15 protein-coding genes are annotated in these 18,394 nt (G+C 58.2%); 4 read left to right on the forward strand and 11 right to left on the reverse strand.

The window, feature by feature from the left end:
- Window positions 1-106 precede the first annotated feature (106 nt).
- Complete coding sequence (locus O3A94_02020; GenBank protein MDA1355027.1) at window positions 107-445, forward strand: 4a-hydroxytetrahydrobiopterin dehydratase; 339 nt, start codon at window positions 107-109, stop codon at window positions 443-445.
- A 63-nt stretch (window positions 446-508) separates the two neighbouring features.
- Here the strand turns inward: O3A94_02020 and mfd are convergent, their stop codons facing one another.
- Window positions 509-3,943 (reverse strand): transcription-repair coupling factor, encoded by a 3,435-nt coding sequence (mfd, locus tag O3A94_02025; protein ID MDA1355028.1) that lies wholly within the window; start codon window positions 3,941-3,943, stop codon window positions 509-511.
- Window positions 3,944-4,008: 65 nt separating this feature from the next.
- Complete coding sequence (locus O3A94_02030) at window positions 4,009-4,284, reverse strand: succinate dehydrogenase assembly factor 2 (GenBank protein MDA1355029.1); 276 nt, start codon at window positions 4,282-4,284, stop codon at window positions 4,009-4,011.
- A gap of 97 nt (window positions 4,285-4,381) precedes the next feature.
- On the opposite strand from O3A94_02030, the gene recG reads away from it, so the two are divergent.
- Window positions 4,382-6,463, forward strand: a complete 2,082-nt coding sequence (recG, locus tag O3A94_02035) for an ATP-dependent DNA helicase RecG (GenBank protein MDA1355030.1) — start codon at window positions 4,382-4,384, stop codon at window positions 6,461-6,463.
- Here the strand turns inward: recG and O3A94_02040 are convergent.
- Window positions 6,460-7,215, reverse strand: coding sequence for a DUF502 domain-containing protein (locus O3A94_02040; GenBank protein ID MDA1355031.1), 756 nt, complete (start codon window positions 7,213-7,215; stop codon window positions 6,460-6,462). The two genes, recG and O3A94_02040, sit on opposite strands and share 4 nt — an antisense overlap.
- Window positions 7,216-7,403: 188 nt before the next feature.
- Between O3A94_02040 and O3A94_02045 the strand changes: the two genes are divergently transcribed.
- Both O3A94_02045 and O3A94_02050 read left to right on the forward strand, forming a co-directional pair.
- Entirely contained in the window at window positions 7,404-8,486 is a 1,083-nt protein-coding gene (locus O3A94_02045) for a type III polyketide synthase (protein ID MDA1355032.1), read from the forward strand.
- On the forward strand, window positions 8,483-8,983 hold the full coding sequence (locus tag O3A94_02050) for an isoprenylcysteine carboxylmethyltransferase family protein (protein ID MDA1355033.1): 501 nt from the start codon (window positions 8,483-8,485) through the stop codon (window positions 8,981-8,983). Before O3A94_02045 ends, O3A94_02050 begins: the two co-directional genes overlap by 4 nt.
- A 425-nt stretch (window positions 8,984-9,408) precedes the next feature.
- Here O3A94_02050 and O3A94_02055 read toward each other — a convergent pair whose 3' ends face one another.
- From O3A94_02055 to O3A94_02090, 8 genes are all read right to left on the reverse strand, one after another.
- Entirely contained in the window at window positions 9,409-10,134 is a 726-nt protein-coding gene (locus tag O3A94_02055) for a hypothetical protein (protein MDA1355034.1), read from the reverse strand.
- Between the two features lie 27 nt (window positions 10,135-10,161).
- The gene (locus O3A94_02060; protein MDA1355035.1) at window positions 10,162-11,403 is read right to left on the reverse strand and encodes a D-alanyl-D-alanine carboxypeptidase; all 1,242 of its coding nucleotides are present in this window, start codon (window positions 11,401-11,403) and stop codon (window positions 10,162-10,164) included.
- A gap of 165 nt (window positions 11,404-11,568) precedes the next feature.
- Entirely contained in the window at window positions 11,569-12,978 is a 1,410-nt protein-coding gene (locus tag O3A94_02065) for an amidase (protein ID MDA1355036.1), read from the reverse strand.
- 23 nt (window positions 12,979-13,001) lie between these two features.
- Window positions 13,002-14,387, reverse strand: coding sequence for a phosphomannomutase/phosphoglucomutase (locus tag O3A94_02070; protein MDA1355037.1), 1,386 nt, complete (start codon window positions 14,385-14,387; stop codon window positions 13,002-13,004).
- Window positions 14,384-15,715 carry a UDP-glucose/GDP-mannose dehydrogenase family protein gene (locus tag O3A94_02075; GenBank protein ID MDA1355038.1) on the reverse strand — a complete coding sequence of 444 codons (1,332 nt, stop codon included), beginning with the start codon at window positions 15,713-15,715 and terminating at the stop codon, window positions 14,384-14,386. Before O3A94_02075 ends, O3A94_02070 begins: the two co-directional genes overlap by 4 nt.
- Before the next feature lie 23 nt (window positions 15,716-15,738).
- Window positions 15,739-16,617: a UTP--glucose-1-phosphate uridylyltransferase GalU gene (gene galU, locus O3A94_02080; protein ID MDA1355039.1), complete on the reverse strand. Its 879-nt coding sequence runs from the start codon at window positions 16,615-16,617 to the stop codon at window positions 15,739-15,741.
- 126 nt (window positions 16,618-16,743) lie between these two features.
- The gene (locus O3A94_02085) at window positions 16,744-17,460 is read right to left on the reverse strand and encodes a DnaJ domain-containing protein (GenBank protein MDA1355040.1); all 717 of its coding nucleotides are present in this window, start codon (window positions 17,458-17,460) and stop codon (window positions 16,744-16,746) included.
- 41 nt (window positions 17,461-17,501) lie between these two features.
- Window positions 17,502-18,215, reverse strand: coding sequence for a VWA domain-containing protein (locus O3A94_02090; GenBank protein MDA1355041.1), 714 nt, complete (start codon window positions 18,213-18,215; stop codon window positions 17,502-17,504).
- Between the last annotated feature and the right edge of the window lie 179 nt (window positions 18,216-18,394).

Below are 18,394 nucleotides of genomic sequence, written 5' to 3' on the forward strand. Positions count from 1 at the left end.
ACCACACCCCTTCCGGCGTTGGAGTGACCGGTTGCCGCGATTCTCTCAACAGCTTGCACGTGACGCAACATAAAATGGCTTATATGAGGTTCTAGGAGAAGAGATCATGGATTTGACGCAACATAACTGCATCCCCTGCCGCAGTGGAGCAGCGCCTCTGGAGCCCTCCTCAGCGCGACAATTACTTGCCAGCGCGCCGGGCTGGGAATTGCTCGACGATGCCACCAAAATTAGGCGCAAATTCAAACTTAGCGATTTCGCCGCCACTTTGGCGTTCGTCAACAAAATCGGCGCGCTTGCCGAAGCCGAAAGCCACCACCCAGATATCAGCTTCGGATGGGGCTATTGCAGCGTTTTGTTCTACACCCACAAGATCAAGGGTCTACACCAGAATGATTTCATCATGGCTGCCAAGGTCAATGAATTGGTGGGCGATGGGGCCTAGTAAGGCGGCTATTCCGCTGCCAATAGAGCGAGGTTAGGGGTGCTCCGCTCTGGTGAATCACGTCTATGCGGCCATTCCGCCTAAGGTCGAAAGCACACGCTGTACGCCTTCGAGGCGCTGCCCTGCCACCGGCCAGTTGCGCGTGACGACGAGCTTGTTGTCGGGGCGGAGCCTGAGGCCGTGCGAGGGGTTGGCGATATGGGCGATCAGCTGTTCAGGATTGACCGCGGTATCGGGCCGGAAGGTCAGCACCGCGCCTTTGGGTCCGGCATCAATTCGCCCAACGCCGGCGGCGCGGCACAGCCGTTTGATGGCGACGATATCAAGTAGATAGCGCACCTCTTCCGGCACCGGGCCAAACCGGTCGGCCAGTTCATCGATAAATTCCTCAGTTTCGGAGCTGTCTTCAAGGCGTGACACGCGGCGGTATAGCGTCAGGCGCACATCCAAATCCTCAACATAGCTCTCCGGGATTAGCACAGCCGTGCCAAGGCTTACTTGCGGCGACCACTCGGCGACCAACGTATCGGACGTACCGTCGGCTTCAGCTCGCGCCTGGGCGACGGCTTCTTCCAACATATGCTGGTAGAGCTCGATGCCGACTTCACGGACATGGCCCGACTGTTCGCCGCCCAGTAAGTTTCCGGCGCCGCGAATGTCCATGTCGTGGCTGGCCAGGCTAAACCCAGCACCCAGACTGTCGAGGCGGTGAATCACTTCAAGCCGCTTGCGCGCCGTCGGCGTCACCTTATGCGCCGGCGGCAAGGTAAAATAGGCGTAGCCGCGCAATTTCGAGCGCCCGATACGACCGCGCAACTGATAGAGCTGTGAGAGGCCGAACATATCAGCACGGTGCACGATCATCGTATTGACGCGCGGCAGATCGAGGCCTGATTCAATAATCGCGGTAGAGACAAGCACGTCGAAATTGCCGTCGTAGAAATCCTCCATGGCCGCTTCCAGTTCGGCTACCGGCATGCCGCCATGCGCGATCCTCACTCTAACTTCCGGCGCCAGCGATCTAATCCGCGCGGCGACACCGTCAAGATCGGCGATACGCGGGCAAACGTAAAAACTTTGACCGCCGCGAAAATGCTCCCGCATCAAGGCTTCGCGCGTGACCACCGGATCGAACGGCATGATAAACGTCCGCACCGCCAGACGGTCGACCGGCGGCGTGGCGATGATGGTCATATCGCGCACACCGGTCAGCGCCATTTGAAGCGTGCGCGGAATCGGCGTGGCGCTCAGAGTCAGCACATGTACTTCGGCGCGCATCTTCTTGAGCCGCTCCTTATGCGCCACGCCGAAATGCTGCTCTTCATCGACGATCAACAGACCGAGATCGGCGAATTCGATGGCCTTACTGAGAAGCGCATGGGTACCGATTACGATGTCGACCGTGCCGGCTTTCATGCCCTCGCGGATTTCGCCGGCCATGCTGGGTTTGACCAGCCGCGACAATTGTTCGATCCGCACCGGCAAATTATTGAACCGTTCCTTAAAATTTTTGAAATGCTGACGGCTCAGCAGCGTGGTTGGCACCAGGACCGCGACCTGCTTGCCGCTCATTGCGCAGTAGAACGCAGCGCGCAGGGCGACTTCGGTTTTGCCGAACCCCACGTCGCCACAGATGAGGCGGTCCATCGGCCGCCCGCTCGCCATATCGCCGAGGGTTTCATCGATTGCGTTGGCCTGATCGTCCGTTTCGGTAAACGGAAAGCGCGCGCAGAATTCTTCGAAAACCCCTTGATCCGCCTGCAATACAGGGGCTGTACGCAACGCCCGCTGGGCGGCCATCTTCATCAATTCACCGGCCATCTCCTTGACGCGCTTTTTGAGGCGTGACTTGCGCGCCTGCCACGCGGCGCTGCCGAGACGGTCGAGCGAAACCGGTTGGTCGGCGGAGCCAAAGCGCGACAGAAGCTCAATATTCTCCGCCGGCAGAAGCAGGCGGTCGTCGCCGCCATAGAGGATACGCAGGCAATCATGCGGCGCGTTGTCGACGTCGAGCGTCACCAGCCCGTCATAGCGCCCGATGCCATGATCGGCATGAACCACCAAATCGCCTTGTGATAGCTCGGAAGCATCGGCGAGAAAGTCCGCCGCCTTTACGCGCCGGCGGCGTTGGCGGCGGTTCAGCCGATCACCGAGAATATCCTGCTCGGCGATAACGGTAAGCGTCGGCGAGGTAAAGCCATGCTCCATCGGCAGCACGGCCAACGCGCCACTGCTGACGGCAAGATTTTCGACGGCGCGCCACGTATCGACCGCGGTAAGGGATTGAACGCCGTGTTCCGCCAACAGGCGGCCGATACGCTCCCGTGTCCCCACGCTCCAGCCGGCGAGCAAAACACGCCTTCCGGCCCGAGCCTCAGCGCCAAGATGGCCACGCACCGCATCGAATAGATCGCCGGTGAGCTTGCTGCGTTCGGCGACAAACACCCTGCCCTGCCGTCCTCCAAGGTCGAATATCTGCCGATCTGGCGCGGCATCCGCAGTAAACGGCGAAAGCACCGCGAACGGATGTTTGTCGAGGCGTGAATCGCGCTCTTCGCGGGTCAGGTACAACATCTCCGGCGGCAGTGGCTTGTAATTCTCAATCGCCATACCCGCTACGGCGCCCGGTCCCTCCGTGCGCGCCCGGTAATAATCGTCAATAGCTTCCCAGCGGTCGTCGCAGGCATTTTCTGCGAGCTGATCAAAAAAGACCGGCGCTCCCGGCAAATAGTCGAAAATGGTTTCAAGCTTGTTGTGAAACAGCGGCAGCCAATGCTCCATGCCGGGATAGCGCCGCCCAGTATTTACCGCTTCGAACAGCGGGTCGGCATCGGTGACGGCGCCGAATTGGCTCCGGTAACCAGCGCAAAATCGAGCGATCGAGGCCTCGTTAAGTACCACTTCGCTAACCGGTACGAGTTGCACGCTAGCCAAAACGCCTTCGCTGCGCTGGGTCACTGGATCGAAAGTCTTGATCGCCTCAAGCGTCTCGCCGAATAGGTCGAGACGCACCGGTATTTCCGAACCGGGAGGAAAAATATCGACGATACCGCCGCGCACCGCATAGTCACCTGCCTCCATCACCGTGCCACCGCGGGTGAAGCCATTGCTTTCTAGATAGGCGAACAAGTCGTCGAGATTGAGCTCGGTACCTTTCTTCAGCGTAAATGTGGCGCGCGCCAATGCGTCTCTGGGCGGCACGCGCTGAAGCAACGAATTGACGGTCGCCAGCACCACGCGCGGGCCGTTTCCCTTCGTCGCTAACTTCACCAGCGAGGAAATCCGCTCACTCACCAGATCGTTGCGCGGTGAGATACGGTCATAGGGCAGACAATCCCAAGCTGGAATGAGCAGGCATTCGACTTCGGGGGCGAAAAAACCGAGACAATCGCGCGTGTTGGCGAGGCGGACGTCATTGGGCGCGATGAACAGGAGCGTCGTCTGTGCGGCCTGGGCGGCCAACCGGCCCAATATAAGTGCATCATAGCCCTCCGGCATACCGCCGATAGCTACGCGCCCAGGGCGGTCGAGCGCGAGGGATCGCAAACTGGAGGCCACCGGATTCAAGAGCTGTGCCGCTCTTTGATAAATTCTAGAAGCCGGTCCATGGTGCTCGTCTGGAAGCGCTGCGGAATCGGTTGGCGGCCAGTAATCCAGTCGAGAATTTCTGGATCATGGGCGCCGTCCAACAGATCTTCGAGGGCGCCCGTCGCTTCGGTATCAAAGCAATCGCCATACTCCGCCACGAAGCCACCTAACAGGACATCCGTCTCCCGGGTGCCGGTGTGGTTGGTGCGGTAGCGCAGACGTTTTCTGCGGGTCTCTAAACTATGTTCCATGGGGTATTCCGGCGCTGTTCGCGCGGGATAATAGGAGAGCTCTGCGGCGTTGTCAGCCATTGCCGCTTTGCCGGTGCGGAGGTAGCCTCTGAGTACCATGCGTCCGGAAATTTTGAACCCACTTTTCGCCCCAGTGAGCACTCTTCCCGGGGTGGGTCCGCGCATCGCTGCGGCCATCGAGCAGTGCGCCGGGCCGCTGGTCGTCGACCTGTTGTGGCATCTGCCAAGCGGTCTCATTGACCGGCGGTTCTCACCGACAATCGCTGAGGCCCCGGCCGGCGTCATCGTCACCTTGAAAGTGCGCGTCGAGTCCCACCACAAACCCGCAATGCGCCGGTTGCCTTACAAAGTGCGCTGTTCCGATGAAAGCGGCGAACTCTCCCTGGTGTTTTTCCATGCGCGTGAAAAATATCTGCTCCAAAACCTGCCAATTGGCGAAATTCGCGTAGTCAGCGGGCGGACGGAGCGCTATGGCGACGAAATTCAGCTGGTGCATCCGGATCACATTGCGCGCGAGGATGAGATCGAAAACCTGCTGAGCGTCGAGCCGATCTATCCTTTGACGGCGGGTTTGAACTTGAAGCCGCTGTCGAAAGCGATACAGGCGGCACTCGATCGCGCGCCTGAACTGCCGGAATGGTGTGACCCGGCCTATCTTGCGCGCCAGAAATGGCCGGCGTGGAAAACCGCTTTGATGGCCGCGCACCAACCGCAAGGCGAAGCAGATTTGGACGCTAATTCGAGCACGCGCGAGCGCCTCGCCTATGACGAATTGCTGGCCAATCAAATGGCTCTAGCGCTGTTACGGGCTTCTCTCCAGCGTGCTAAAGGACGCGAAACCAAGGGCGATGGGCGACTTCGCGAGACTGTCGGCGCCCAGTTGCCGTTTTCGCTCACCGCCGGGCAAATATCGGCAGTTCAAGAAATTGAGGCCGATCTTGGGCAACCGCACCGAATGCTGCGCCTGCTGCAGGGAGATGTCGGCAGCGGCAAGACGGTGGTCGCGCTATTCACCATGTTGATCGCTGTCGAGGCCGGCGCCCAAGCGGCATTGATGGCGCCGACCGAACTCCTGGCGCGCCAGCATTTTGCGACGCTTGAAAAACTGTTAGCGGAGAGTGGTGTGACCGTGGCGCTGCTGACCGGGCGCGCCAAGAAGAGTGAACGTGTGACCGTATTGGCGCGCCTTGCTGCAGGCGAAGTGGATATTGCCGTAGGCACCCATGCGCTTTTCCAAAGCGGCGTAGAATTTTCCGATCTGGCGGTAGCAGTCGTCGACGAGCAACACCGGTTTGGCGTGCATCAACGCATGACCCTGGCGGCCAAGGGCAAAGGGGTGGATGTGCTTGTGATGACGGCAACGCCCATTCCGCGCACCCTCATGCTGACCGCCTATGGCGATTTGCAGAGCTCGCGCTTGCTTGAGAAGCCCGCCGGCCGGGCCGCGATCAAAACCCGTGTGCTGCCGATCGAGCGATTGGAAGAGGTTGTCGCCGGTATCAGGAGAGCCGTGGAATCAGGCGCACGAGTCTATTGGATTTGTCCCTTGGTCGAGGAATCGGAAGCCCTCGACCTGGCGGCAGTAGAAGAGCGCCATGGGCAACTCAAGAGCATATTCGGCGCCCGTGTCGGTCTTGTGCATGGCCGCCTAAAAAGCGACGAAAAAGACGCCGCCATGTCTGCTTTCGCCAGCGGCGCGCTTGACGTTCTCGTAGCAACCACGGTGATCGAAGTCGGCATAGATGTGCCTGATGCCACAATCATTGTGATCGAACATGCGGAGCGCTTTGGTCTCGCCCAATTACATCAATTGCGCGGCCGCGTGGGGCGTTCGGACAAGCCCGGCAACTGCCTGCTGTTGTATGCGCCACCACTCGGCGAGACCGCGCGCGCACGCCTCGAAATCTTGCGCGAAACCGATGACGGCTTTCGTATCGCCGAAGAGGATCTCAAACTGCGTGGCGCCGGAGAATTGCTGGGTACGCGCCAGAGCGGATTGCCGGAGCTTCGCCTCGCCGACCTCGCCCGGCACGGCGAATTGTTGGCAACGGCACGCGACGATGCCCGCCTGATTATGGAGCGCGATCCGGAATTGAAGTCTGAGCGCAGCAACGCCCTGCGTGTTCTGCTATATCTCTTTGAGCGCGACGCCGCGGCGCGTTATTTGCGCTCGGCCTAAGTTTGGCTCGATTGGTCGACCGTACCGTCCCCATCCCCGGGCGCTGGCGGGCTCTTTGAATCAGGCGGCGACACAATGCCGCCTGAGATGACCAACTTTACCCCCTCTTCTACCGTCATGTTCATGGTGATGCAGTCCTTACGCGGGACGAACAGAAGGAATCCAGATGTGGGGTTTGGCGTCGTTGGCAGGAAAACATTGACCATCTCATCTGCCGTCACGCGCTGAACTTCGCCCTGGGTGTTGCTGGTCACAAATCCGAGCACCCAAATGCCCTTGCGCGGATATTCGATCAAAACGACTTCGCGGAAGGCGCCTTCCGATTGCGCCAATACGGCATCGAATATTTGCTTCAAGACGCCATATATCGTGCGTACCACGGGGACGCGCGAAACCATGTTCTCGCCCAATTTGACCATGAAACGGCCAAATAAATTGGTCACCAGGAAGCCGATGATGGTGACCACAAATAGCACCACGATTACGCCGATGCCGGGCACGCTCACGCCGAGCACATTGGACGGGTTGTAGGCGTCCGGAATGAGCGGCACCACTGTGTCGTCGACAAAGGCGACGAACAGCCAAATCAGCCAGATCGTAATGCCGACCGGCGCAGAGACAACGATACCGGTGAGAAAATAACGGCGCAGCCGGGCCAGCAAGCCGCGCTTGGGCGCCGGCTTGATCAGGACCGGGCGTTCCTTGCTGCCGGCCTCCGATGTCGGACTATTTTTGGTCTTTTTCGCGTTCATACGTACCTATCGAGCGTACCTAATGGGCCGATAACATCAACGACCGCGGCGATTACAGCATTTTTTTGCAAGCGACATGCACGCAAAAGAGCGCAGTGACGGCGGGCACAGAAGCCTTCGCCGTGATAATTCATAAATGGTATAAGCATATATAATGCGCATAACGCGCGCCTGGCAGGAATATAACTATGGCATCGACCGCAACAGCAGCGAACGCGCGCCTCGGCGGGCTGGCAACAGCCGTTCCAGATCATGTGTTGAATCAGGAAGACGTCATGCGCGGCGCGGCAAAACTATTTCAGGGCTCCTTTCATGATTTCGAGCGGTTGATTCCGGTATTCAAGAATGCCGCCATCGGCACGCGCCATTCCTGCGTCCCGATCGAATGGTATTTGGAAGAGCATAGCTTTGCCGAGCGCAATGCATTGTTCATAGAGAACGCCGTGAACCTCCTTGAGCAGGCAGTTTTGCGTTGTTTGGAACGCGCCGGCCTCGCCATCGAAGACGTCGACGCCCTGGTGGTTGCCTCAACCTCGGGTATTGCTGCGCCCAGCCTGGATGCGCTGTTACTCGAACGTCTTGAGATGCGGCGTAATGTGCAGCGACTGCCGATCTTCGGCCTCGGCTGCGCCGGCGGCGTGATCGGCTTGGCACGGGCGGGCGCCCTGGCGCGTGCCATGCCGGGCGCCAATGTCGTTTTCGCCGTGGTCGAGCTGTGTGGACTGACCTTCCGCTTCAACGACCGCAGTAAAAGTAACGTGATCGCCACGGCATTGTTCGGTGATGGCGCCGCCGCCGCGGTCGTGAACACTGAGATGCAGGGGCCGGAAATTTCGGCCTGGGGTGAACATACGTGGCCCGATACCCTCGAAATCATGGGCTGGCGCATTGAAGATGACGGTTTCGGCGTGCTGTTTTCGCGCGATATCCCCAACTTGGTACGCTCGAAAATGCGCGCAGCAGCCGAGGAATTTTTGGCAGATCATGACCTTGCGCTCAAGGATATCGACGAATTTGTTTGTCATCCGGGCGGCGCAAAAGTGCTGACGGCTCTCGAAGAGGCGTTTGGTCTGCAATCCGGCGGTCTGGAGCATGGCCGCGAGACGTTGCGCCAATATGGCAACATGTCGGCGGCGACAATCATGTTCGTGCTTGAACGCGCGCTCGCACATGGTGACGCGAAGGGCGCCGGTAAAAATGGTGGACGGCGCATGATGTCGAGCCTGGGGCCGGGCTTCACCGCCGGATTTCTGGTTCTCGAAGGCGCATGATCGCCGCCTGGATAATTCTTCTCGCGGTCCTGGCCCAACGCCTCAGTGAACTTGTTTACGCACGCGCCAACACCCGCCGATTACTGGCCAAAGGCGGCCAGGAGTTCGGCGCCCGCCACTATCCACTATTTGCGCTTCTGCACGGCGCCTGGCTCGTAGCACTGGCGCTGTGGCTGATATTTGTCGATCTGGAGAATGTCATTTGGCCATTGGTCGCGGTCTATGGCGCGTTGCAGATATTCCGCGCCTGGATCTTAATTAGTCTGGGAGAGCGCTGGACGACCCGAGTAATTATTCTGCCGGATGCGCCGCTAGTCCGCGCCGGACCGTACCGTTTTATCAGCCATCCGAACTATTGGCTGGTATGCGCCGAAATCGCGGTGCTGCCATTAGTTTTCAACGCTTGGCCGCTGGCGCTTGTTTTCTCACTTCTCAACGGCGTCCTGCTATTTCATCGTATCCGTGTCGAGAACGATGCGCTTAGCCAACTCAAATAGATTCCGTTGAGTGCCTAATTAAATCGACAGACCGATCAAGCAAAGGAACGTCGCGAATGTGCCGTTGACAACATGACAGGGTGCCACGCGTCTGAATATTCCGCCCCTGTTTGATACATAGGTTGGCGTTTCCAGACGTGCTGCCCAAGCCGGTCCCAGGGTTGACAGGGCCAGTGCGAAAGTGGCCGGTCTCACGGAACTCCGCTTTCTCGCCATGATCTTCTTTCCACCAAATGTTTGTCGCTCATCCTTATAAATATTAGATGGGGAGGGATTTAAATTCGCCAAGTGGCGATTGTCAGAAATTATTCAAATAGATTTTTCCCGCGCTTAAGTCTGACTCAAATGGCCTAACCCGTGAATTTTGTTTGATGATAAACGGTGGAGAATTGCGTTGCTAAATTCGAGCGCCCTTGCTCCCCTGTCTAGGGTTGAGCAGCGGCTCTCAAGCCATCGGGCAGGATCTCGGCGAAAAAGCGGTAATATCCGAGACCAATGTTTTGCGCGACCGCCGGCCGGGGACGGAATTCCGTTTCTTCTGCGGGCAGGTCGCGTGCTTCAGGCAGCGCGGCCAAGGTGCCGTCAAGCTGTTGCAGGATCTCGGCGAAGCGAATATTAGCGAATTCCCGCGACGGATGGACCCACACATTGAAGTGAAAACGGCTGCCCTCGCAGGCACTGACCAGCCAATAAAACGAATGGGAGTCGAGGATCTCACCGACCGGCGGTCTATCGGAAAATCCGCTGGCCTCAAGAGACGTGCGTAGCAATTCCATTTCAACTTCGTTTATTTGGCCGATCGAGCGCTTTCCCGACCACGGCCAAGACGGAAAACGCACTAGAAAGTCGGGGCTCGCTTCAGATGACATTATTTCGACGTCGATCATGCCTCCGCCGCCATCGGAAAACCCATTTATCTCGTAGGTCCGAACTTCCTCGGAAAATATCGCATTATAGATGAAGCGATATCGCGGCGGTCCGTGAGTACGACAAGATTCTTTCAAATCTTCGCCCGCAAGATAGCTGAACCAAGTGAATCGCCGCTCGACCACATTGTCCGGCCTTTCGACATATTCACACGCGCCCAAGAGCAGCACGACAAAACATATGATGAATAGGTTTTGAGCCCGCCCCGGCCAAGAATTGTTCATACCTGATCTCATGCCAAAGCGAATTGCTTAGGAGGAACGATCAGCCAAGCGGAAATCTGGATTGGGCACGACCGTGCACGGCATGGTCACGGCCTTGAGAGTGGCGCACGCTTCTTTCGCCTCTCCTTTATAGAGACCGAGGAATCGTGCACGATAGAGAATATCGCCGCGTTTCATCTCGATCGGTGTCAGAGCGGCTGACGCATGGCTGAGCAGATCAGGTAGCCGCGAGGATACCGTCCGCAAGGCACTCTCGGCAGCAGAGACAGTTTGATAAGCGCCGACCTGAATCGCCCACTGGCCGGATTCGGTGCGCTGCACTGGCGGCTTGACGCCGGCCGAGGCCAATTGCATTTCGGCTGCAACGGGCTTGAAGACAGGAAGAGGAACCTTGCGACTGTTTAAAACGACGATTCGCTTTACCCCTAAGCGTTGATCGCGCTGCGCCACGCGTTCGAACCCAAGGTCTAGTAGCTTGACCATATGTTGGTCGCGCGATTTTGCGGTGCGACCGCCAAATACAACGGCGATGATGCGTCGGCCGTCGCGCATTGCAGACGCCACCAGATTGAAACCCGAGGCACGAATATATCCGGTTTTCATGCCGTCCGCGCCCGGATAGCTGTTCAACAAATTATTGTGGGTGTGATGGGTCTTTCCATTGAAGCGGAAAGATTTTACTGAAAAATAATCATAATAATGTGGAAAATCCCGGAGAATAGCCATCGCCAGCACGCCCATGTCGCGGGCTGAGCTGAGTTGCTTTCTATTGGGAAGCCCGGACGCATTCTTAAACCGGGTGTGTTTCATGCCGAGCCCACGTGCCCGCTTAGTCATCGCCACCGCGAATTCCCATTCCGTACCGCTGATGCCTTCGGCAATGACTGTGGCGACATCGTTTGCCGATTTTGTCGCCAAAGCGAAGATCGCGTGCTCTACCGTGATCGTCGTGCCGCGCTTTAGGCCCAATTTCGTCGGTGGTTGGCCCGCTGCCCGCTTTGAGACGGCTAACTTGTCACTCAACTGCATGCGTCCTGCGTCAAGTTCGTCGAACAGCATGTAGAGGGTCATCATCTTGGTAAGCGATGCGGGATAGTTGCGCGTATCAGCATTGCGCTGGCGCAGCACTTCACCGGTATCGGCGTCGAGAATGATTGAGGCGTAACCCGCTTCACTCGATTTAGCGCTCGCGAGCAATACCGCGACGGCAATCAACAAAACTGCGCAGCACAAAACCACAAGCCGCAACGCGTCGGATCGCCTATTCACGTGTCTGCTCGCCACCAAATTGCCCATAATACTGGTTGTCTTGCGAATCAGGAATTATCCCTTATGAAGCAGAATTGATTCTCGCGTCAAGTCTAACACCAGATTAAGATTTTTTGTTTCACCAACTGATTCTTGGTTTTTCTTGTAATCAATGCGCATGGAAGATCATGCGACGGAAAAGTTGGGCGATTTACTGTGCTCTGGATTGGCTGCTTCGAAGGCGTAGGCGGCACGCAAGACACTTATTTCGTCATAGTGCCGTCCGACGATCTGCAGGCCCACCGGCAGGCCTTTCGAAGTAAAACCACAAGGCACGGTGGCCGCCGGCTGGCCGGTCAAATTGAAGGGATAGGTAAACGGGCTAAAATCGTCCCAGGATGATCCGTTGGGGCCGATCGGCGTGTCGCTACCGAGCGAAAAGGCCGGCAACGACATCGTCGGCGTGAGCAACAAATCATAGCTTTGGTGAAACTCCCGCATGAGAGAAGTCAAGTGGCTGCGCGCCATGGCGGCCTTCAGATAAGTCTCCATCGTGATGGCCTCGCCTCTCTCGGCCACTGTCAGCAATCCTGGATCGACCAGTTCGCGCTGCGCCTCGGTCATTGCGCGCAAGACAAATGCTGCGCCGGCGTACCAATGCGAGCGGAAAATATCTTGCGGATTGTCGAACCCCGGATCGGTTTGCTCGACCTCGACACCGAGGGCGGCAAGTGATTTTACCCCCGCTGCCACCAGTTCCGCGACTTCCGGATCGACGCTGGCATAGCCAAGGTCTGGGCTGAACGCCGCGCGCATACCGCTGACACCGCCCTCAAGCGCTGCGCCGAAATCGCGCGCGTCGAACGGCAAGGCATGAGCGTCGCGCGTATCAGGCTCCGCCATGACGGTGAGCATCAACGCCGCATCCGCGACGGTTCTGGTCATCGGGCCAAGATGCGACAAGGTGCCGAACGGACTGGCCGGATAAACTGGCACGCGGCCAAAATTCGCTTTGATTCCGAAAATGCCGCTAAACGCGCACGGGATGCGTACCGATCCGCCGCCGTCGGTGCCGATATGAAGTGGCCCCATGCCACATAATGCGGCGACGGCTGCGCCGCCGCTGCTGCCGCCCGGTGTGTGCGCAGGATTCCACGGGTTCTTTGTCACACCGGTAAGCGGGCTGTCGGTGACACCCTTCCAGCCATATTCGGGCGTCGTGGTCTTGCCGAGCAGTACGGCGCCGTGCTCGCGCAGGCGGGCAACGGCAGGCGCGTCCTCGTCCCATGGCTGATCGCGCTTCGTGGTTTTGGAGCCCCGCAATGTCGGCCAACCCTTGGTCAGCACCAGATCCTTGACCGACGCCGGCACGCCGTCGAGGCGCCCTTCGGGTGCGCCAGCGAGCCAACGTTTTTCCGAACGCCGCGCTGCCGCCAGAGCGCCGTCATCGTCAATCAGGCAAAAGGCATTATAGCTGTCGTTGTGGTCATGAATTCGCTCGAGAACGGATTCTGTCGCCTGCACCGGTGAAAGATCACCTGACTCATAGGCGGCCAGCAACTCGGTGGCGGACATGGCGCAAATTTCGCTACTCACAGTCAGTTCTCCCGGTCATGTTCTTAGAAATTTGGCGGTTGAATGCCGCTCTCACTCAATTGTGCCACCAGCGCATTTTTCAGGCGCGCCAAACCTGCCGCGTCCTTTGCTTCACAGCGCGCCACTAACACTGGCTGCGTATTTGAAGCGCGCAATAGCCACCAACCATCTGCGGTGCTGACCCGCACGCCGTCGATCGCATTCACATCGGCATCGCTGGCTCCCAAACGCCCGCGGACTTCCTCGATGGCGCCGAACTTGCGCGCATCGTCGCACGGAAATCGTAATTCCGGAGTGTTGATGCGCTCCGGCAGAGAGGCGCGCAGCGCCGCTAGGCTCTGCCCTTCTTCGGCGATCACGCCGAGCATTCGAACGGCGGCATAGAGCGCGTCGTCGTAACCGAAATAGCGATCGGCGAAGAAAATGTGGCCGCTCATTTCGCCCGCGAGCGGCGCCCCAGTTTCGGCCATTTTAGCTTTGATCAGAGAATGGCCAGTCTTCCACATGAGAGGCGTCCCGCCGAGCCGCGTGACTTCGTCGAACAACACTTGGCTCGCTTTGACGTCGGCAATGATCGTGGCGCCTGGTTGTTTACGCAGCACCTCGCGCGACAATAACGCGAGAATTTGATCACCCCACAATATTTCACCATCGCCATCGACGATGCCAATACGGTCGCCGTCGCCGTCGAAGGCAATGCCGAGATCGCAAGAACCCGCGTGTACCGCTTCAATCAACTGGGTCAAATTCTCGGGCACCGTCGGGTCGGGATGGTGAGCCGGAAAGCTGCCGTCGATGCGCTCGTTGAGGAGAATATGCTCGCCCGGCAACTTGGCAGTAAGCAAGGCCATGGCCTCTCCGGCTGCGCCGTTTCCAGCGTCCCAGACCACTTTCAACGGCGATAGGGACGCGCTTTCCTCCGCCAAGCGGGCGACATAGCGGGCCAACATCGGATCGTCACGCTGTATCCCAGCGCCCACACGGTAGGCGCCCTTCCCGGCCAATGCGCCAAGCTCCCGGATGCTGGCGCCGAAAAAGGAGCTTTTACCGAGCATAAACTTGAAGCCGTTATTGTCTGGCGGGTTGTGCGAGCCGGTAACCATGATGCCGCCATCGGCGTTGAGGCTATGAACCGAATAATAAAGCATTGGCGTCGGCCCGAGCCCGACGCGGATCACATTGGCCCCTGCGGCGTTGAGGCCAGCGATAAGCGCCGCTTCCAATTGCGGAGAACTGACGCGCCCGTCATAGCCGACGCAAATGGTTTTGGTGGCGCCGTCCCGCGCTGCCATGGTGGCGAAGGCGCGACCTATCGCCTCGGCATCGTTGCGGCCGAGGGTGCGTCCAACGACGCCGCGAATATCATATTCGCGTAGCACCGTCGGGTCGAAACGGTGACCCCCGTTCATATGCCGGCAGCGGCGGGTTCAGGCGCGGGGCGGCCGACGCAGATATACTGGAACCCGGCTGCGGCCATGGCACGGGGCTCATAGATATTGCGCAGATCGACGATCACCGGGCTGGCAAGCAATTGCTTAACCCGCTCCAGATCGAGAGCGCGAAACTCATTCCATTCGGTCAAGATAACGAGGACGTCCGCGCCTTTCATGGTCCCGTACGCATTGGCGCACCACTGGACACCCGGGAGCAATTGTTCGGCTTCCCCCATGGCTTCGGGATCATAGGCATGGATCGAGGCGCCCTCTTGCTGCAACGCCGGGATAATCGTCAGGCTGGCGCTGTCGCGGACATCGTCGGTATTGGGTTTGAACGCGACGCCGAGCACGGCAATCCGTTTGCCGTCGACCGTGCCGCCGCTCGCCGCGATGATCTTCTGCGCCATCCGCGCCTTGCGTTTTTCATTGATATCTACCACCGCCTCAACGATATGGCTGGGCGCGCCGCATTCGCGGGCAATGCGCACGAAGGCGAGCGTATCCTTGGGAAAGCAGGAGCCGCCGTAACCCGGGCCTGGATGCAGAAATTTGTTGCCGATACGGCCATCCAATCCGATCCCCTTGGCAACATCATGCACGTCGGCGCCAATCTCTTCGCAAATATCGGCAATCTCATTAATGAATGTGATCTTGGTGGCAAGGAAAGTGTTGGCGGCATATTTGATTAGTTCGGCGGTTTTGACGCCGGTAAAAACCACCGGTGTTTCGATCAAAAAAAGCGGGCGATACAGTTCTGCCATCAGCGCTTTTGCGCGTTCAGATTCGACGCCGACAACAACTCTGTCCGGGCGCATGAAATCTGCGATCGCCGCACCCTCGCGCAGGAATTCGGGGTTGGAGACGATGTCGAACTCTGCGTCGGGGCGGCGCGAGCGGATGATGCGGGCGATCTCATCGCCGGTGCCGACAGGCACGGTGGACTTCGTCACCACGACCGAATAGCCGTTCATCGCATCGGCGATCTCCTCGGCCGCGGCGTACACAAACGATAGATCCGCGTGGCCGTCACCGCGCCGGCTGGGCGTGCCGACCGCCAACATGATGACATCGGCCTGTGGCACCGCTTCGGTGATATCGGTCGTAAAACTCAGCCGGCCGGCGGCAATATTATGTTTGACGAGATCGTCCAACCCGGGCTCAAAAATTGGAATTTTCCCGGCCTTGAGGCCATCAATTTTGTTCTGCACCTTATCGACACAGACAACATTAACGCCGAACTCGGAGAAACAAGCGGCGGAGACAAGGCCGACATAGCCTGTGCCGATCATGGCAACATGCATGGTGATATCCTGTTAGATTTTATTCACGAGGCGGACGGATTTTCGAGAAACGCCATAAGGTCGTCGCGCAGATCTGGGCGTTCCAGAGCAAAGGCGATGTTGGCTTGGAGAAACCCCGCTTTGGCGCCGCAATCAAAGCGCCGTCCTTCGAAACGCAGGCCGTGGCATGCCATCCCGTCATCAACCAATTTGGCCAATGAATCTGTCAGTTGAATTTCGCCACCGACGCCGCGCTCCATGCGTTCGAGATAGCCGAATACCTCAGGTTGCAACACATAACGCCCGATAATGCAGAGGTTGGAAGGTGCTTCGCTGGGCGCGGGTTTTTCCACCATCCCCCTGATATCGATGATTTTCCCATCGTCCGCTGCGACATCAACGATGCCATATTTATAGGTCTGTTCGTTGGGAATTTCGGCGAGCGCGTAAACGCATCCGCCGCGTTCATTATACACATCGACGACTTGCGTCATGCACGGCGTCTTCGAAAGTACGAGTTCGTCAACCAATATCACCGCAAACGGTTCGTCGCCGATTAAATTGCGCGCGCACCACACCGCGTGGCCTAGCCCAAGCGGCTCCTGCTGGCGGGTAAAGGAGAGCGCGCCGGCCGGCGGAATGAATCTTGTGACGTCCTCCAACTCGGCCGTTTTACCGCGCGCGATCAACTCGGCCTCAAGTTCATAGGCATGGTCGAAGTGATTCTCGATCGCACTTTTGTCGCGCCCGGTGACGAAAATGAACTCTTCAATCCCTGCCGCAGCCGCCTCTTCCACCGCATATTGAATGAGCGGCTTGTCGACGACCGGCAACATTTCCTTGGGCATCGCTTTCGTCGCAGGCAAAAACCGCGTGCCCAGACCGGCGACCGGAAATACAGCCTTCTTGACCGGCTTAATCATGCACAGTTAATCCTCGAACTTGGGTCTTCTCGGCGCCGCGTCAGCGCAGTGTTTCTCATCTTTTTTGCCATCCGGCAAGGCTTTCGCCTGCATTCGCCCTGCGTTTGCTAAGTCTGCGGAATCGCCTTATTTGCCGCCCAACAGGACTTCCTTTGCCTGATTTATTTTTGCCGCCAAATAATCGGAACCGCCATGGTCCGGGTGATTTTTGAGCTGTAATTTACGGTGGGCTTCGCGAATTTCCACATCGCTGCTTTCCGGCGCGAGTCCGAGCACTTCAAACGCCTCGTCACGCTTCATCGGACTGGCTGAGCTGCGCGCTGCACGTCCGCTCCGCGTGGTATTTTCACTTTCTCGCCATTCTTCGCCAAAGACCCTGTCGATATAGCTTTCGATGAGCCGCGCGGATTGCTCGTCATGAGCATGGCACACATCTAGGAGATCTAGAAGTTCGGCCTGTGAAAGTTCGCGCAATTCGCGCCCCTGGTATTCTCCCCGCAGCACCATGCCGTCCATTTCACCGCTGTCATGATCCAGCATCATTCGTAAATAGTCTGTTTCGACTTCGGATTGCTTGCCAGGTGAGGGCGTTCCGCTTTTCCCGGCCGCGCTCGCGCCGCGCATGCCGCGCAGGAGCAGCGGCAGGAATATCAGAGCCAACGGGATCGCGGCCAAATTCATCTTGCCGGTCACGCCGAGAAAGACCGCAACGGCGCCGCCAAGGCCGATGAAGCCCCACTTCAGGGCTTTGGCGAGGCGCGACGGATTGGCGCTCTCAAACCAGCGGGCGATGAGCAGAACGGCGACAAGCAGCGCGACTCCGAGTATTAAATATTTCACCATGCCTTAGCGAATTCCTCTGAGATGCTCGACAGCGCTCAAGGTTACTTGACCTGATGCGAGATTTGTAGGGCGGCGCCGCCTTGGCGTTTGCCGAGCTTGGCCAGCGCCCGCCGCCCGCCCGCCGCATAAACCGCCACCGCGGCGAGAAGGCTCTTGAGTTGCGCCGCGCTATGCGAGTCAAATTGTAGATAAGCGCCGCCGGAGAGTCGGGCTATTTGGCGAAACGCCAGCGATGCCTGTGTTTCGCCACCCTCATGAAACATGAAAGCAGGCACTTTCAACAGGCCAAGCTCGCCCGCCATCGCACACAGATCGTCGACATTCTCTTCCATGCAATCGCCAACAAACACCAAAGCACCCAATTTTTCGCGCTTGGCCTCACGAATAGCATGTTTCAGAACTTTACGAATTTGGGTATGCCCGCCGAGGCAATTAACCGCGCTCATATGACGAACCAGAGCGCGTGAATTATCGAGCCATTTGGTGGCGCGAAACTCACTAAGCCCGCGGTAATAAATCAATTGCACGGAAAGGCCGCCAAGTGCAGCGGTAGAGTCGAACATTTCGCCTTGGATTTGGCAGGCATGATCCCAGCTCGGTTCGCGGCTGGCGGTGGCGTCCATAGCGAACAGCAAGCGTCCCTTACCTTGGCCGCTGACAGGTGCGGGCGTCGTAGCGACCTTGGCCAGGAATCTATCGATGTCCGACTTGGCTTGCTTGCCTTCGGTCGGCAGTCCGTTCTTCCGTTCTGACATGTAGTCGTTCTCTTTTCCGCCTGCGATTCTAACGTCATTGCTTGCAGGTAGATAGAGGGCTTAAGGCACCGCTTCAATGTTCAGCCAGAGGAAGTGGCCGGTAAGCGCAAATGGGTGCCGCATTTTGGCGGCGCCGGTCGGGCCTCGCGTTTGGCTGGCTTAAAGAGGAACTCGCGCGG

Source organism: Pseudomonadota bacterium (assembly GCA_027624955.1).
Lineage (GTDB): Bacteria > Pseudomonadota > Alphaproteobacteria > UBA828 > UBA828 > PTKB01.

Excerpts from the sequence above, each read along its gene's own strand:
- O3A94_02030 (MDA1355029.1), bottom strand. The coding sequence starts at position 4,284 with ATGGAACATAGTTTAGAGACCCGCAGAAAACGTCTGCGCTACCGCACC.
- mfd (MDA1355028.1), bottom strand. The coding sequence starts at position 3,943 with ATGCCGGAGGGCTATGATGCACTTATATTGGGCCGGTTGGCCGCCCAG.
- O3A94_02020 (MDA1355027.1), top strand. The coding sequence starts at position 107 with ATGGATTTGACGCAACATAACTGCATCCCCTGCCGCAGTGGAGCAGCG.
- recG (MDA1355030.1), top strand. The coding sequence starts at position 4,382 with ATGCGTCCGGAAATTTTGAACCCACTTTTCGCCCCAGTGAGCACTCTT.
- O3A94_02075 (MDA1355038.1), bottom strand. The coding sequence starts at position 15,715 with ATGCATGTTGCCATGATCGGCACAGGCTATGTCGGCCTTGTCTCCGCC.
- O3A94_02040 (MDA1355031.1), bottom strand. The coding sequence starts at position 7,215 with ATGAACGCGAAAAAGACCAAAAATAGTCCGACATCGGAGGCCGGCAGC.
- O3A94_02050 (MDA1355033.1), top strand. The coding sequence starts at position 8,483 with ATGATCGCCGCCTGGATAATTCTTCTCGCGGTCCTGGCCCAACGCCTC.
- O3A94_02070 (MDA1355037.1), bottom strand. The coding sequence starts at position 14,387 with ATGAACGGGGGTCACCGTTTCGACCCGACGGTGCTACGCGAATATGAT.
- galU (MDA1355039.1), bottom strand. The coding sequence starts at position 16,617 with ATGATTAAGCCGGTCAAGAAGGCTGTATTTCCGGTCGCCGGTCTGGGC.
- O3A94_02085 (MDA1355040.1), bottom strand. The coding sequence starts at position 17,460 with ATGGTGAAATATTTAATACTCGGAGTCGCGCTGCTTGTCGCCGTTCTG.
- O3A94_02055 (MDA1355034.1), bottom strand. The coding sequence starts at position 10,134 with ATGAACAATTCTTGGCCGGGGCGGGCTCAAAACCTATTCATCATATGT.
- O3A94_02090 (MDA1355041.1), bottom strand. The coding sequence starts at position 18,215 with ATGTCAGAACGGAAGAACGGACTGCCGACCGAAGGCAAGCAAGCCAAG.
- O3A94_02045 (MDA1355032.1), top strand. The coding sequence starts at position 7,404 with ATGGCATCGACCGCAACAGCAGCGAACGCGCGCCTCGGCGGGCTGGCA.